17 protein-coding genes are annotated in these 15,550 nt (G+C 34.3%); 4 read left to right on the forward strand and 13 right to left on the reverse strand.

Translation table 11 applies throughout. The annotated features are described in order from the left end of the window. Position 1 precedes the first annotated feature (1 nt). From OA85_RS14105 to aspS, 12 genes are all read right to left on the reverse strand, one after another. On the reverse strand, positions 2 to 541 hold the full coding sequence (locus tag OA85_RS14105) for an NADH-quinone oxidoreductase subunit J (protein WP_035668726.1): 540 nt from the start codon (positions 539 to 541) through the stop codon (positions 2 to 4). Beyond that, a complete protein-coding gene (locus tag OA85_RS14110; protein ID WP_039110424.1) occupies positions 541 to 1,086 on the reverse strand; it encodes an NADH-quinone oxidoreductase subunit I in 546 nt (181 codons plus the stop codon). The genes OA85_RS14105 and OA85_RS14110 overlap by 1 nt, the downstream gene beginning before the upstream one ends. A gap of 114 nt (positions 1,087 to 1,200) precedes the next feature. Further along, positions 1,201 to 2,253, reverse strand: coding sequence for an NADH-quinone oxidoreductase subunit NuoH (gene nuoH / locus OA85_RS14115; protein WP_039110425.1), 1,053 nt, complete (start codon positions 2,251 to 2,253; stop codon positions 1,201 to 1,203). After that, a complete protein-coding gene (locus OA85_RS14120; protein ID WP_039110426.1) occupies positions 2,246 to 3,295 on the reverse strand; it encodes a 2Fe-2S iron-sulfur cluster-binding protein in 1,050 nt (349 codons plus the stop codon). Before OA85_RS14120 ends, nuoH begins: the two co-directional genes overlap by 8 nt. An 18-nt stretch (positions 3,296 to 3,313) precedes the next feature. Then, positions 3,314 to 4,681, reverse strand: coding sequence for an NADH-quinone oxidoreductase subunit NuoF (gene nuoF, locus OA85_RS14125; protein WP_039110427.1), 1,368 nt, complete (start codon positions 4,679 to 4,681; stop codon positions 3,314 to 3,316). Position 4,682: 1 nt separating this feature from the next. Beyond that, the gene (locus tag OA85_RS14130; protein WP_039110429.1) at positions 4,683 to 5,213 is read right to left on the reverse strand and encodes an NAD(P)H-dependent oxidoreductase subunit E; all 531 of its coding nucleotides are present in this window, start codon (positions 5,211 to 5,213) and stop codon (positions 4,683 to 4,685) included. Between the two features lie 75 nt (positions 5,214 to 5,288). Continuing rightward, positions 5,289 to 6,527 carry an NADH-quinone oxidoreductase subunit D gene (locus OA85_RS14135; protein WP_039110430.1) on the reverse strand — a complete coding sequence of 413 codons (1,239 nt, stop codon included), beginning with the start codon at positions 6,525 to 6,527 and terminating at the stop codon, positions 5,289 to 5,291. Between the two features lie 35 nt (positions 6,528 to 6,562). Next, a complete protein-coding gene (locus OA85_RS14140; protein ID WP_039110431.1) occupies positions 6,563 to 7,084 on the reverse strand; it encodes an NADH-quinone oxidoreductase subunit C in 522 nt (173 codons plus the stop codon). A 3-nt stretch (positions 7,085 to 7,087) separates the two neighbouring features. Further along, positions 7,088 to 7,636 (reverse strand): NADH-quinone oxidoreductase subunit B, encoded by a 549-nt coding sequence (locus tag OA85_RS14145; RefSeq protein ID WP_035668744.1) that lies wholly within the window; start codon positions 7,634 to 7,636, stop codon positions 7,088 to 7,090. Between the two features lie 119 nt (positions 7,637 to 7,755). Then, positions 7,756 to 8,121 (reverse strand): NADH-quinone oxidoreductase subunit A, encoded by a 366-nt coding sequence (locus tag OA85_RS14150; protein WP_039110432.1) that lies wholly within the window; start codon positions 8,119 to 8,121, stop codon positions 7,756 to 7,758. A 232-nt stretch (positions 8,122 to 8,353) separates the two neighbouring features. Then, positions 8,354 to 8,548, reverse strand: a complete 195-nt coding sequence (locus tag OA85_RS14155) for a cold-shock protein (protein WP_007137066.1) — start codon at positions 8,546 to 8,548, stop codon at positions 8,354 to 8,356. A gap of 129 nt (positions 8,549 to 8,677) precedes the next feature. Beyond that, positions 8,678 to 10,426, reverse strand: coding sequence for an aspartate--tRNA ligase (aspS, locus tag OA85_RS14160; protein WP_039110433.1), 1,749 nt, complete (start codon positions 10,424 to 10,426; stop codon positions 8,678 to 8,680). Between the two features lie 161 nt (positions 10,427 to 10,587). Between aspS and OA85_RS14165 the strand changes: the two genes are divergently transcribed. From OA85_RS14165 to OA85_RS14180, 4 genes are all read left to right on the forward strand, one after another. Continuing rightward, on the forward strand, positions 10,588 to 11,601 hold the full coding sequence (locus OA85_RS14165) for a TlpA disulfide reductase family protein (RefSeq protein WP_039110434.1): 1,014 nt from the start codon (positions 10,588 to 10,590) through the stop codon (positions 11,599 to 11,601). 175 nt (positions 11,602 to 11,776) lie between these two features. Then, a complete protein-coding gene (locus OA85_RS14170) occupies positions 11,777 to 12,142 on the forward strand; it encodes a toxin-antitoxin system YwqK family antitoxin (RefSeq protein WP_039110494.1) in 366 nt (121 codons plus the stop codon). 313 nt (positions 12,143 to 12,455) lie between these two features. Further along, positions 12,456 to 12,824, forward strand: a complete 369-nt coding sequence (locus tag OA85_RS14175) for a glyoxalase (protein ID WP_039110435.1) — start codon at positions 12,456 to 12,458, stop codon at positions 12,822 to 12,824. A 109-nt stretch (positions 12,825 to 12,933) separates the two neighbouring features. Continuing rightward, positions 12,934 to 13,743, forward strand: a complete 810-nt coding sequence (locus tag OA85_RS14180) for a polysaccharide deacetylase family protein (RefSeq protein WP_039110436.1) — start codon at positions 12,934 to 12,936, stop codon at positions 13,741 to 13,743. Between the two features lie 35 nt (positions 13,744 to 13,778). Here OA85_RS14180 and OA85_RS14185 read toward each other — a convergent pair whose 3' ends face one another. Further along, complete coding sequence (locus OA85_RS14185) at positions 13,779 to 15,464, reverse strand: sodium/sugar symporter (RefSeq protein ID WP_039110437.1); 1,686 nt, start codon at positions 15,462 to 15,464, stop codon at positions 13,779 to 13,781. Positions 15,465 to 15,550 lie beyond the last annotated feature (86 nt).

Consider the following 15,550-nt stretch of genomic DNA (forward strand, 5'->3'; position numbering starts at 1 on the left):
CTTATTTTTGCAGTTTTTCTTTTTTAGACAATAAAACAGTCCCAATCATGGCAACCAAAAGTAATATGGAAGCAAATTCAAAAGGAACCATATATTCGTTTAGTAATATTCTACCTAATACTTTTATAGACTGAAAATCTTCGCCAGTAGCAACGTATTCTCCAACAATTGGTTTTGAGTTTATAAAAATCAAAATAAGAACGATGCATATCAAACAAAAAGAAACGATAGCACCTAATCTGGTAATCCTTGGTCTGTGGACTTCATGTTGTTCATTCAAATTCATCAACATAATGGTGAATAAAAATAAAATCATAATGGCTCCAGAATAAACAATAATATGAACAATTGCCAAAAACTGCGCATTCAATAACAAATAATGTCCTGCAACCGAAAAGAAACAAATCACAAGATAAATAGCACTGTGAATCGGGTTTCTACTAAAAATTGTCAAAAATGCAGTGGCTAATGTAATAATAGATAAAACACAAAAAATGATTTGTATCGGTGTTGCATTAGCTAAATCAGGTATATGTATCATTAATTAGCGTTTTTAAGTTGAGCATTTTTCATTGCCATTTCTAAAGGCATGACCAATTTGTCTTTTCCAAAGATAAAATCTTCTCTTTCATAACTGGAAGGAACCAATACTTTTGAAGTCGTTAGATAAATTGCGTCTTTTGGACAAGCCTCTTCACACAATCCACAAAAAATACAACGCAACATATTAATCTCATATATCGAAGCATATTTTTCTTCTCTGTACAAATGTTTTTCATCCGCTCTGCGCTCTTCCGCTTTCATCGTGATTGCTTCAGCAGGACAAGACAACGCACACAAGCCACAAGCTGTACAATTCTCGCGACCTTCCTCATCGCGTTTCAACATGTGTTGACCACGATAAACGGGACTCATTTCACGTACTTGCTCTGGATATTGAATCGTAACTTTTCGAGTAAACAAGTGTTTAATAGTAATAATCAAACCTTTGACTATCGCAATCAGATACATATTTTCCCAAAAAGTCATCTCTTTATTAGAGACCATTTTTTTTCTTCCCGATAAGGATATACTTTCTATTGACATTTTTTATTTTTATTTGAAGCTTAATCCTGCTATTCGTTTCAATCTTTTATGTTTTCAAAGAAAAACATAAAAGGATTTCCACTGCTATCAGGGCTAGGGCTTTTCGGTACTTAATTAAAATCCTAAATAAGTTGCAATTTCACTTCTCAAAATTACAATACCAGTAATCATAATATTGATGATCGATAATGGAATTAATACTCTCCAACCCAAATGCATCAATTGATCGTATCTAAATCTTGGAATAGTCCATCTTACCCACATGTAGAAGAAAATGAAACTACATATTTTTACAAAAAGAGCTACAATCCCAATAACATTAGCAATATTAACACCCCAATTTTCAACAGCCCAACTCATTCCAGGATAGTTATACCCTCCAAAGAATAAAACGGACAAAATCGTTGAAGAGATAAACATATTTGCGTATTCAGCAAATAAATAAAATCCCATTTTCATTGATGAATATTCGGTATGGTACCCTCCAATTAATTCACTTTCGCATTCCGCTAAGTCAAATGGAGTTCTGTTTGTTTCTGCAAAAGCACAAATCAAAAAGATTAAAAATGACAATGGCTGATAAAAAACATTCCAATTCATTCCTGCTTGTTGCGCTGAAATTTCTCTTAAACTCAACGTTCCGGTCATCATCAACAAAGCAATCATCGAAAGTCCCATCGCAACTTCATAAGAAACCATTTGTGAAGCAGCACGAACCGCACCCATCAAAGAGAACTTATTATTAGATGCCCAACCACCAATCATGATTCCGTAAACTCCAACAGATACTACTCCAAAAAAGTACAATAATGCCACATCGATATCAGCTGCCTGAAGTAAAATATCTCTTCCAAACAAATGAAAATGATCTCCCCAAGGAATAACGGCACTGGTCATTAAAGCGGTACTCATTGCAATTGCAGGACCAACAAAAAACAAAAATCTATTTGGTGTATTGGGTTCAAACTCTTCTTTCGAAAATAATTTCAAACCATCAGCAAGCGGTTGAAACAAACCCATTGGACCTGCTCTGTTCGGACCAATTCTATCTTGAAGCCAAGCCGCAACTTTACGTTCTGCCCAAGTAGAATACATCGCCATAAGCATTGTAATAGCAAAAACTACCACAATAATTACGCTTTTATCTATGATAAGTGTACTATTCATTATTTCCCAAACTTTTTTGATTAATAATGTCTTCCTCAGTCAATGGAATCTCCACCATGCTTATTTTCTTACGGTCTTCTTCTCTACCTAGAAGGATATGATCTTCGGTAGCGATTTCAACTTTTTGTAATTTTCTGTTGTATTTATTTTGATTGATAACGGAGTCTTTTTCGAATGCTCTAGGTCCTTCGATAATCCAATCTTTTATGTCTTTGTGGTCAAAACGACATCCATTACAAATAAATTCGTCTACTTCATGGTACTCGTCTTTTCTTCCCGTAACACGTTGAATTTCGTCACCAAACATCCAAACCGTAGTTTTTCCGGAGCAGGTAGGACAATCTCTGTGTGCATTGTAAGGCTTACTGAACCAAACTCTAGATTTAAATCTAAATGTTTTATCAGTCAATGCGCCTACAGGACAAACATCAATCATATTTCCTGAAAACTCATTATCTACCGCTTTAGAAATACAAGTCGATATATTAGAATGATCTCCTCTATCCATTACTCCATGAACACGGTCATCAGTCAATTGATCAGCAACCATTACACAACGGTAACAAAGGATACAACGGTTCATGTGCAGTTGAATATTTGGACCAATATTTTCTGGTTCAAATGTTCTTTTTTCTTCAATAAAACGAGTTTCTGACTTCCCGTGCTCAAAGCTTAAATTTTGCAAATCACATTCTCCTGCCTGGTCACAAACCGGACAATCTAAGGGGTGATTAATCAATAAAAACTCTGTTACTGATTTTCTTGCTTCTTGAACTCTCGGTGAAGATTTACTATTCACTTCCATTCCGTCCATACAACCTGTTACACAAGATGCCATTAATTTAGGCATTGGTCTTGGATCAGCTTCACTTCCTTTTGCAACTTCCACTAAACAACAACGGCATTTTCCACCGCTTCCTTTTAGTTTAGAATAATAGCACATCGCTGGCGGAACTACTTCTCCACCTATCATACGTGCTGCCTGCAGGATTGTTGTTCCTGGTTCTACTTCTATGCTTTGACCGTCTATGGTTACTTTCATTTTCTGAAATTCTTGACTTTATACGATTACTTTAGAAACTAAATGCTTTACTTTTTCAAAAGGTTCAGCAACAAAATGATCTCTATTTTTTATTTTTTCCGGGAAACGAATATGATATTCAAACTCATCTCTAAAGTGACGAATTGCTGCTGCCACTGGCCAAGCCGCCGCATCACCTAATGGACAAATTGTATTTCCTTCAATTTTACTTTGAATGCTCAAAAGCAAATCGATATCTTCTTCACGACCGTGACCATTTTCTATTCGGTGCAATACTTTTTCCATCCAGCCTGTACCTTCACGACAAGGGGAACATTGTCCACAACTTTCATGGTGATAAAAACGAGAGAAATTCCAAGTATTACGAACAATACAAGACGTATCATTGTAAACGATAAATCCACCTGACCCTAACATAGAACCAGTTGCAAATCCACCGTCACTTAACGATTCGTATGACATCAAACGATCTTCGCCAGCGGCAGTTTTGTAAATTAAATGGGCTGGTAAAACGGGAACAGAACTTCCTCCCGGTACAAAAGCTTTTAAAGGCCTGTCAGAACTCATTCCTCCTAAATATTCATCAGAATTCATGAATTCGTAAACACTTAATCCCAATTCAATTTCATAAACACCAGGATTTTTGATATGTCCTGAAGCCGAAATTAATTTGGTTCCTGTAGAACGTCCAATACCAATTTTAGCATATTCCGCACCTGTATTATTGATAATCCAAGGCACAGCGGCAATTGTTTCTACGTTATTTACAACCGTTGGATTTGCCCAAAGTCCCGAAATAGCAGGAAATGGTGGCTTGATACGAGGATTTCCTCTTTTTCCTTCCAATGATTCAATCAATGCAGTTTCTTCACCACAGATGTAAGCTCCGGCACCACAATGAACATAAAGTTCTAAATCGTATCCTGAACCTAATATATTTTTACCCAAAAATCCAGCAGCTTTTGCTTCGTTAATGGCTTTTTCCAATATTTTATAAACCCACATGTATTCTCCACGAATGTAGATGTAAGAAAGGTTTGCACCCAAAGCATAACTGGAAGTAATCATTCCTTCAATCAATAAATGAGGAATAAATTCCATCAAATAACGATCCTTAAAAGTTCCTGGCTCAGATTCATCCGCATTACAAACTAAATGTCTTGGTTTTCCTGATTTTTTATCAATAAAACTCCATTTCATTCCTGCTGGGAAACCTGCTCCACCACGACCACGCAATCCTGAAGTTTTTACTTCTTCGACAACTTCGTCTGGTGTTAATGTTTTTAAGGCTTTTTCTACTGAAGCATAACCCCCGTTTTGACGGTACACTTCGTATGTTTTAATTCCTGGAATATTTATTTTATCTAATAATATTTTTTGTGACATATTATTTATCGTGTAATATTATTTTATCGTTTTTGCAATCAGCAATTAATTGATCGATTTTTTCTTTATCCAAATGTTCTTTGTAAAAATCGCCTAATTGCATCATTGGAGCGTAACCACAAGCACCCAAACACTCAACTCCTCTAACTTCGAATAAACCATCTGGAGTAGGCTCACCAACTTTTACACCTAATTTTTCACAGGTGTAATCCATTAAATCTTCCACTCCATTCAAACAACAAGGAGAAGTTTGACAAAATTCGAACATATATTTTCCAATTGGTTTTTGGTTGTACATCGTATAAAACGAAACTACTTCGTAAACCTCGATTGGTTTAATCAAAAGGATTTCGGCTACTTTATTCATTAATTCAATACTCAACCAATTCTCGTGAGCATCTTGAACTTCATGTAAAACAGGTAATAATGCCGATTTTCTTTTGTCTTCAGGATAATGACTTATTAATTCATTGATGCGAGTCATCAATGCTTCCGTCATATTTATTTCTTGTTTGTGATACGTTCTTTCCATTTTTATTTTTTTTGCCGCGAAGGCGCAAAGTCACAAAGTTTTATTTTAAAATATAAAATCGTTAATCAATACTCTTTATGCGTCTAATTCTCCGGCAATAACATTTAAACTTGATAAAATAACAATTGCATCTGATAGTAATGAACCTTTAATCATTTCTGGATACGCTTGATAATAAATAAAACAAGGTCTACGGAAATGCAATCTATAAGGCGTTCTGCTTCCGTCTGTAACTAAATAGAAACCTAATTCTCCATTTCCACCTTCTACTGGATGATATATTTCGGCAACTGGAACAGGAACTTCTCCCATTACAATTTTGAAATGATAAATCAACGATTCCATGTTGTTATACACGTCTTCTTTTGGTGGAAGATAATAATCAGGAACATCCGCATGGAAATCATTTCCTTCTGGCATTTTTGCTAAAGCTTGACGAATAATACTCAAACTCTCCCAAACTTCGGCATTACGAACACAAAAACGATCGTAAGTATCTCCGGATTTTCCAACAGGAATAATAAATTCAAAATCTTCGTAAGAAGAATACGGTTGCGCTACCCTAACATCATAATCAACACCCGCAGCACGTAAATTTGGACCTGTAAATCCGTAAGCCATAGCTTGTTCAGCTGTTATAGCCCCTACATTTACAGTTCTGTCAATAAAAATTCTATTTCTTTCGAATAAGTTTTCAAATTCTTTCCAAGCTGCTGGAAACTCCTCTAAAAACACATCTAATTTTCTAAAAGCTTCTGCTGACCAATCTCTTTCGAAACCACCAATTCTTCCCATATTAGTAGTCAAACGAGCTCCACAAATTTCTTCGTAGATTTCGTAGACTTTTTCTCTAAATTGGAACACATATAAAAATCCGGTATAGGCTCCGGTATCAACACCAAGAATCGAATTACAGATAATATGATCCGTAATTCTTGCCAACTCCATTACAATTACCCTTAAATATTGTGCTCTTTTAGGAACTTCAATATCTAACAATTTCTCTAATGTCATCCACCAACCCATATTATTTATAGGCGATGAACAATAGTTCATTCTATCAGTAAGAGGGGTGATTTGGTAAAAAGGACGGTTTTCAGCAATTTTTTCGAAAGCTCTGTGAATGTAACCAATAGTTGGTTCCGCTTCTAGAATTCTTTCTCCATCCATCAACAAGATATTTTGAAAAATACCATGTGTTGCTGGGTGAGTAGGCCCTAAATTCAAAATCGAAAGTTCGCTTCCGTCTTCGTTCAGTTGGGCTGCAATTCTTTTAGCATAGCGATGCTCTGGTGGTAATAATAGTTCTGACATTTAGTTAATGTGAAAAATTATAATAGTGAGTATTTTTAATAATTGTCTGTCGTTCTTCCAAAGAAACGGTCATCTTTATCCGTTCTTCCGCTATCTTCCATTGGAAATTCTTTTCGCATTGGAAAAGAAATCATTTCATCCATATTCAAAATACGTTTCAATTGTGGATGACCAATGAAGTTTATACCATAAAAATCAAATGTTTCTCTTTCCATCCAATTTGAACTTAAGAAAATATTAGATATCGTTTTTATTTCTGGATTTTCACCGTTGATAAAAGCTTTGATTTTAATTCTTTTATTTTCGTACCAATTGTGTAAATGATAAACAACGGCAAATTGATGATCAACATCATTGTCAGGATAGTGAATCCCACACAAATCAGTTAAAAAATGAAAACGTAATGTTGGGTCATTTTTCAAAAAAAGAATCACCGCCGTAATTTTATCGGCAGCGACTTCAAATGAAAATATATCTTTTTCCTGCTTGAATTCAAAAACAGCCGAATCAAATGTTTCGACTAATTTTTCTTGGATTTGTATTGTTTCTAGCGCCATTATTTATTTGATATTATAAGAAGCCAATAATTCTTGGTATTCTGGAGAACTTCTTCTTCTTACGGATTCGTTTCTTACTAATTCCTGCAATTTCATTACACCATCAACAATTTGTTCTGGTCTTGGCGGACAACCTGGAACATAAACATCAACTGGAATTACTTTATCAATCCCTTGCAAAACAGAATAAGTATCAAAAATTCCACCTGAACAAGCACAAGCACCAACAGCGATTACCCAACGAGGTTCTGACATTTGCTCGTAAACCTGACGTAAAATAGGCGCCATTTTTTTTGAAATTGTCCCCATTACCATTAGCATATCCGCTTGACGAGGAGAAAAACTCACTCGCTCTGAACCAAAACGTGCTAAATCATAATGCGAAGCCATTGTAGCCATAAATTCAATCCCACAGCAAGAAGTTGCAAAAGGCAAAGGCCATAATGAATTAGCGCGAGCCATTCCCACAACATCATTCAGTTTTGTAGCGAAGAAACCTTCCCCAACAACACCTTCAGGTGGCTCAACCATATTTATTTTAGAATCGCTCATTTGTATTTACGAATTACAATATTTGATTTACGAATAAAATATTCGCTCTATTATATTTAGATTTGATATCATACAATTCTTGAAATCGAATATCGAATTTCTTAAATCGTACATTTAAACTATTCCCACTCTAACGCTTTCTTTTTGATAATATAAAAAAAACCTACCAAAAGTAAAAGCATAAAAATTACCATTTTAACCATTCCTTCCATTCCCAATTCTTTAAAATTGATTGCCCATGGATAAAGAAAAATTACCTCAACGTCAAACAAAACAAATAATATAGCAACAAGAAAATATTTAACTGAAAACGGAATTCTTGCGTTACCTACTGATTCGATACCGCATTCGAAGTTTTTATCTTTGATTTCAGAGTTGCGTTTTGGACCTAATTTCCCAGAAATAAGTATTGTTCCAACTACAAAACCTACAGCTAAAACAAACTGCATTAATATAGGAATATAATTTAATTGATCGGACTGCATAAGTATGTTTTTTTCGTGCAAAAATAAGCAACAAAGATAGGTTTCAAGGAATTAAAACACAAGCTAAAAACTGAAATTAATTTCTATGAAAATATGATTTTCTTGCAATTTTTAATGATTATAAATAATTTCGTATTCACAATGCCCTTTTTTCATAATAATGCAAAAAAAAACGCTCCGATATAATCGGAACGTTTTAAACATTCGTAGGCAAAAAAATAAATTTTTATGCTTAGATCACTGCTACTTTCGCAGCAACTTTTCCTTTTCTTCCTTCTTCTTCTTCATAGCTAACTCTGTCACCTTCGCGTAATTCTTCCGCGTTGATTCCTGATGCATGAACAAAAATGTCTTTTCCTGTTTCTTCGTCTGTAATGAATCCGTAACCTTTAGATTCATTGAAAAATTTAACTGTACCTGTACGCATTGTAATAGTAATAATAATTTATAATGGAGCAAATGTAATATTTAATATAATACGAAAGACATTCTTCGCTTTTTATTTTGTAAAAATATTGATATTCAACGTTTTCTAACAAAATTTAACGATAAACTATTATAAGTCAATTTTTATATGCAGCTCTTTTAACTGTGATATGTCTATTGTAGACGGAGCATCAATCATGACATCTCTTCCTGAATTATTTTTTGGAAAAGCAATAAAGTCACGGATGGTTTCCTGTCCACCTAGAATTGCAACTAATCTATCCAATCCAAAAGCTAAACCTCCGTGTGGCGGTGCACCAAACTGAAATGCATCCATCAAGAATCCGAATTGCGCTTTCGCTTCTTCTTCGGTGAAACCTAGATATTTAAACATCAATTGTTGTGTCGCTTTATCGTGAATACGAATTGAACCTCCTCCAATTTCATTTCCATTTAAAACCATATCATATGCATTAGCACGAACTTTTCCTGGATTTGTCTCCAATAAATGCATGTCTTCCGGTTTAGGAGACGTAAAAGGATGGTGCATAGCATGGTAACGACCACTTTCTTCATCAAATTCCAATAATGGAAAATCAACAACCCAAAGTGGCGCAAATTCAGTTGGCTTTCTCAAACCTAATCGTGTTGCTAATTCCATACGCAACGCACTTAACTGTCCACGGGTTTTATCAGCTGGTCCAGAAAGCACAAAAATCATATCTCCTGGCTGTGCTCCTGTAGTTTTTGCCCAATTGCTTAAATCATTTTGATCGTAGAATTTATCTACTGATGATTTATAAGTTCCATCTTCGTTGCATTTTACGTACACCATTCCTGATGCACCAACTTGAGGACGTTTTACCCAGTCAATTAATCCATCTATTTCCTTGCGAGTATAATTTCCAACTCCGGGAACAGCAATTCCAACAACTAATTCTGCAGCATTGAAAACTGGGAATTCTTTGCTTTTAGCAACTTCATTCAATTCGCCAAATTCCATTCCGAAACGAATGTCCGGCTTGTCATTTCCATATGTTTTCATGGCATGCTCGTAAGTCATTCTAGGGAATTTCTCTACTTCAATACCTTTTATTTCTTTTAATAAATGTCTAGTCAGTCCTTCGAAAACATTCAAAATATCTTCTTGTTCCACAAAAGCCATTTCGCAATCGATTTGTGTAAATTCCGGCTGTCTGTCAGCACGCAAATCTTCATCACGGAAACACTTCACGATTTGGAAATATTTATCCATTCCACCCACCATCAATAATTGCTTGAATGTTTGTGGTGATTGTGGCAAGGCATAAAATTGCCCTTCATTCATTCGAGAAGGAACAACAAAATCTCTTGCTCCTTCCGGAGTAGACTTAATTAAATAAGGTGTTTCCACTTCGCAAAAATCCAAATCTGAAAGATACTTGCGCACTTCCATCGCTACTTTATGACGAAAAAGCAAACTGTTTTTAACAGGATTCCTTCTAATGTCAAGGTAACGGTATTTCATTCGGATGTCTTCTCCACCATCTGTCTCATCTTCAATCGTGAAAGGAGGCGTAAGTGACGCATTTAGAATGTTCAATTCAGTAACTAAAATTTCTATCTCTCCTGTTGGAATATTTTTATTTTTGGCTTCACGCTCAATAACAGTTCCTTTTACTTGAATTACAAATTCACGGCCTAATGTTTTTGCCAATTCGAAAACTGATTTTTCAGAACGTCCTTCGTCAAAAATTAATTGCGTAATTCCGTAACGGTCCCGCAAATCAACCCAATTCATAAATCCTTTATCTCGTGATTTCTGAACCCAACCTGCAAGTGTAACTTCAGTATTAATATGTGAGGCGTTCAATTCGCCACAATTATGACTTCTATACATGATCTAAATTTTAGATTGCAAAAGTAAACACAAAAATCAAATTAATCCCTAAAAATTATACCCATAGGTACTATTTAAAATAGAATATTATGTTAATGTTTAAAATTTTTATAGGTAATTTCTTTATTTTTGAAATGCTATAAATTCGAAAACAATTAATTATGAAGAAACATTTTTTTACCGCCCTTGTTTTAATCAGTACTTTGAGCGCTATAGGTCAAAATAAAAAGTATATGACTATTCAGGCTGAAATAGCTAACAAGAATGGAGACGCAATCTACATCACTGACAGTAAAAACAAATTGATCAAAAAAATCCAAGTCAATAAAGAAGGTATTTTCAAAGACACCATGAATGTTGTCACGGGGAGGTATAGTTTATCCGATGGTAATGAATTTACTATTGTATACTTGAAAAATGGCTTTGATTTAAAGCTAAAAATGGACACCAAACAATTTGACGAATCAATAGTATATGCTGGAAAAGGAGCTATAGAAAACAATTTTTTAGCTCAAAATTCTCTATTCGAAGAACAAACAAACATAAGCACATTACTTGCTTCTACCGAAGCTGATTTCACGAAAGGACTGGACAAGAAAAAAGTGGATGATTTGAAGCGATTGGAAAACCCAAAATTAGATCCTCTTTTTGTTGCTCTTCAAAAGAAAAGTATTGATGAAAATTATAATGGTATCGTTAAGTATTACAAAATGAATTACGAAGCTAATTTAGCTAAAAGCAAATTGGCGAATACGATGTCTCCTTCTTTTAATTATGATAATTATGCTGGAGGTAAGACAAAATTAGAGGATTTAAAAGGCAAGTATGTTTACATTGACGTTTGGGCGACTTGGTGCGGACCTTGTCGTGGAGAAATTCCTTTTTTAAAAAAAATTGAAGAAAAATACCATGATAAAAACATTTCATTTGTAAGCATTTCAATAGATGTGCAAAAAGATATGGAAAAATGGAAAACATTAATAAAGGACAAAGAATTAGGCGGAATACAACTTTTTGCAGATAACGATTGGAATTCTAAATTTGCCAAAGACTACGGAATCACCAGTATCCCAAGATTCATCCTGATTGATCCAAACGGAAAAATTATAAACGCTGATGCACCAAGACCGTCAGCTCCAGAATTAGAAATCCAATTAGACGCATTATTAAATTAATTTATATCAAATGAGCAACAAAGTCAATACGAAAGTGTTGGCTTTTTTTGTGTCTAAAAAAAATCCCAATGTTAAGCTTTTGTCTAATGTTACTAAATTGTTATCTAAAAGTTTTTTTAATGTAAAGTATTCGTTAATTTTGATAAAGAAATGTAAAATATTAAAAACTCAAGATATGAAAAAATGTATTATTTTAATTGCAATATTGTTCTCAGGGATGATTTTTGCACAAGAATCAAAACCAGTATTGGAACCTTTTGGTAAAAAACTAAAAGCAACTTACTTTTTTGAAAATGGTCAAGTGCAACAAGAAGGTTTTTTTGAAAACGGAAAACTACAAGGAGTTTGGGTTGCTTATGATGAAAAAGGGAACAAAATTTCGTCAGGAGAATATAAAAATGGTCAAAAAACTGGTAAATGGTTTTTTTGGTCTGAAAAAAATGACAATGGCTTCCATAATTTAACTGAAGTTGATTATTCTAATAACACTATCGCTTCCATTAAAAACTGGAAACAAGAAGCATTAGTTAACAGAAACTAACGATTATTTTTACTCATACAAAAAAGCTTTCGCACAAAACGAAAGCTTTTTTTAGTTCTATGAGTGTCCCGTCCTGAAATAGCAATACACAAAAAAGTATTCTATGGAAGCAAACACGAATTTTGTTAAGCGTAGTCAGAGAGATTACAGTACGCCCTTAAAACTACAAAACGCAAAACTATTTAAACCATTATATGTAGAAACAGACATTTGGACTTCTGGGTTTGGAAGATTTTAAATAGACAAATTCTCAAAAGATTATTTTAGTTATTAAACACATTGTTTTAGCAATCAAATTATTATAGAAAAAAAAATGGAGTATAAAGGAAAATCTATCAGACCGTTCATTGGCGCTAAAAATTATGAGATATCACGTAATTTTTATCGTGATCTTGGATTTCAAGAGCATATTATATCTTCTGATATGAGCTATTTCAACACGGATGGCTTGGGTTTTTATTTGCAAAATGCCTATGTTAAAGATTGGGTAGACAATACAATGGTTTTTATGGAAGTAGATGACGTAAACCAATTTTGGAGCGAATTATTGAAATTACAACTTACTGTGAAATATGAAAATGTAAAATTAGTAGCTATCCGAGAGCTTGATTGGGGAAAAGAATGCTTCTTACACGATCCATCAGGAATTTTATGGCATTTTGGAGAATTTAAAACGAAATAAGATTTTACATATGTTATTATACATCAAAGAAGTATAAAATTACAAAAAAACATATTTACTCCAACCAAAACCCGATATTAGAATTATAAAACGCAACTATTTATATCCAATGAATTTTAAAAATTTCCCTATTCTTTGCTTACTATTTTTAGCCAATGGTTTATGTTATGCACAAAAAGAATCAATGAACTGGAATGGTAAAAAATGTGCCGTGGTCCTAACCTATGACGATGCACTGAATATTCATCTTGATAAAGTAATCCCAATTCTTAATTCATTTAACTTCAAAGCAACCTTTTATCTAATCACATCATCCCCTGTCGTTACGGGGAGAATAGAAGAATGGAGAACTGCTTCTAAACAAGGACATGAATTAGGGAATCACACTTTATATCATCCCTGTGATGGTAGTTTACCCGGACGTGATTTTGTAACCAAAGAAAATGATCTCTCCAAATATTCGATAGCCAGAGCAGTAAAAGAAATAAGGGCTGCAAACGAATTTCTAAAAGATATTGATGGTAAAGAGGAACGGACTTTTGCATATCCTTGCGGTGATCTTAAAATTGGAGATACTCTTTATTATGATTTTTTGAAGCGTGATTTTGTAGCCGCAAGAGGAGTTGAGCAGGGATTCCTTCAAGCAAAAGCGGTCGATTTAGCTAATGTAAATTCTTTTGTAGAAAATGGAACTACTGCAGCACAAATGATAACTCAAATTGAAGAAGCCGAAAAAGCAGGATCATTTATCGTTTTTTTATTTCATGGCGTTGGCGGTGAGCATCCATTAAATATAGATTTAGAAGAACATCATAAATTGCTTCTATATTTAAAAGAAAGAGAAAAGGATATTTGGGTTACCACAATGGTAGATTTAACTAAATACATCAAAAAAAAGTGTGAAACCAAACGAATTTAGTTTCACACTTTTAATAAAATATCAACTACTAATTTCTACCAGAACTTCACGTACAAAGCAAAAATAATCAATAGCGTTATTACAATCAATACAGTTGTTTGTGGTTTTACCTTAAACATTTCTGTATCTAATTCGAATGCTTTTGGATTCACTTTTGGCCCAGCAAAACTGATGGCAATCATTAGAAGCATCGTAAATGCAAAAGACAATCCCATACAAATATGGAATGGGATTTCGAATCCACCTTTTCCATTGGCGAAAGCTGTGTACAACAACGTTTCATTTCCAAACAATGCAGGTGCAAATTCATTAAACAAAACTGATAATAAGAAACCAGAGATTACCCCTACTATAGCAGCTGTACCCGTTGTTCTTTTCCAGAACATTCCAAGGAAGAACATAGCAAATACACCTGGACTAATGAACCCTGTATATTTTTGAATGTAAGTGAAACCACCCACACCACCAATTCCTAAAACATCATTCCAAGTAAACAAAACAGCAAGAAGCATCGCAGCAAAAACTGCATATCTACCTATGTTTACTTGAGCTCTATCAGTAGCGTCTTTTTGAATGTATTTTTTGTGAACATCCAAAGTATAAATAGTAGAAATACTATTCACTTTACCTGCTAAAGAAGCAACAATGGCGGCTGTCAAAGCGGCCACAGACAATCCTTTTAACCCTGTAGGAAGGAATGTTAACATTGCAGAATACGCTCCGTCTTTTCCACCAACTAATTGTGGTAAATGTCCGTTTTCGTGTAAAACAAAAGCAGCAATACCAGGCAACATAACGATAAGTGGCATTAATAATTTCAACATACCGGCAAACAATATACCAGTTCGGGCAGTTTGTAAGTCTGCTCCCAAAGCTCTTTGAGTAATGTATTGGTTACAACCCCAGTAATTCAAATTAATAATCCAAATTCCTGCTAAATAGGACATCATCCCAGGAAAAGTAAGATACTTATTGATTTCCAATTGAGAAGACGCAGCAGTCGGTCTTGGAATAATCATTTTGAAATGCTCCGGTGCTTTTTCCATTAATACTTTGAAACCGGCGATTGCGTTTTCACCAAAACCAAAATAGTGTCCAACAGTAGTCAAAGCGATATAAGAAGTAACTAATCCTCCGATGATCAAAACAGCAACCTGAATTACATCGGTATACGCCACCACTTTCATTCCTCCTAAAGAAATTAGCAAGGCAAAAAGAGCTAAACCAATCATAATAGCATGTAGGTATTCCCCACCAGCTAAACCATTAATGGCAACAGCTCCTAAATATAAAATAGAAGTTAAGTTTACAAAAACATATAAAAACAACCAAAAAACAGCCATAATTAAAGCCGTAGATTCGTTATATCTGGTTTTTAAAAACTGAGGCATGGTATAAATCTTGTTTTTTAAATAAACAGGAATAAACCAAACTGCAACAATAATCAAAGCAATAGCAGCAATCCACTCATAAGCAGCAACAGCAATTCCTAAAAAGAATCCCTCTCCACTCATTCCAATGAATTGTTCTGCTGAAATATTAGAAGCAATCAATGAAGCACCAATAGCCCACCAAGTAAGAGTTCCTTCTGCAAGAAAATAAGCTTTTGCATCGTGTTCGTTTTTTTCACGCTTGCGATAGATGGTATATCCATAGGTGGACACCACGATAAAATAGATAATAAATACTGCGTAATCCGCAAAAGCAAGGTTCTGGTTCATGAGTAAATGGTTTTTTAGAAATTAATATAAATGAATGCGACTTGTACTATTTTTTTATTGTTAGCTGAACTATTTTTAGTTTTACA

Source organism: Flavobacterium sp. AED, assembly GCF_000812945.1.
GTDB lineage: Bacteria > Bacteroidota > Bacteroidia > Flavobacteriales > Flavobacteriaceae > Flavobacterium.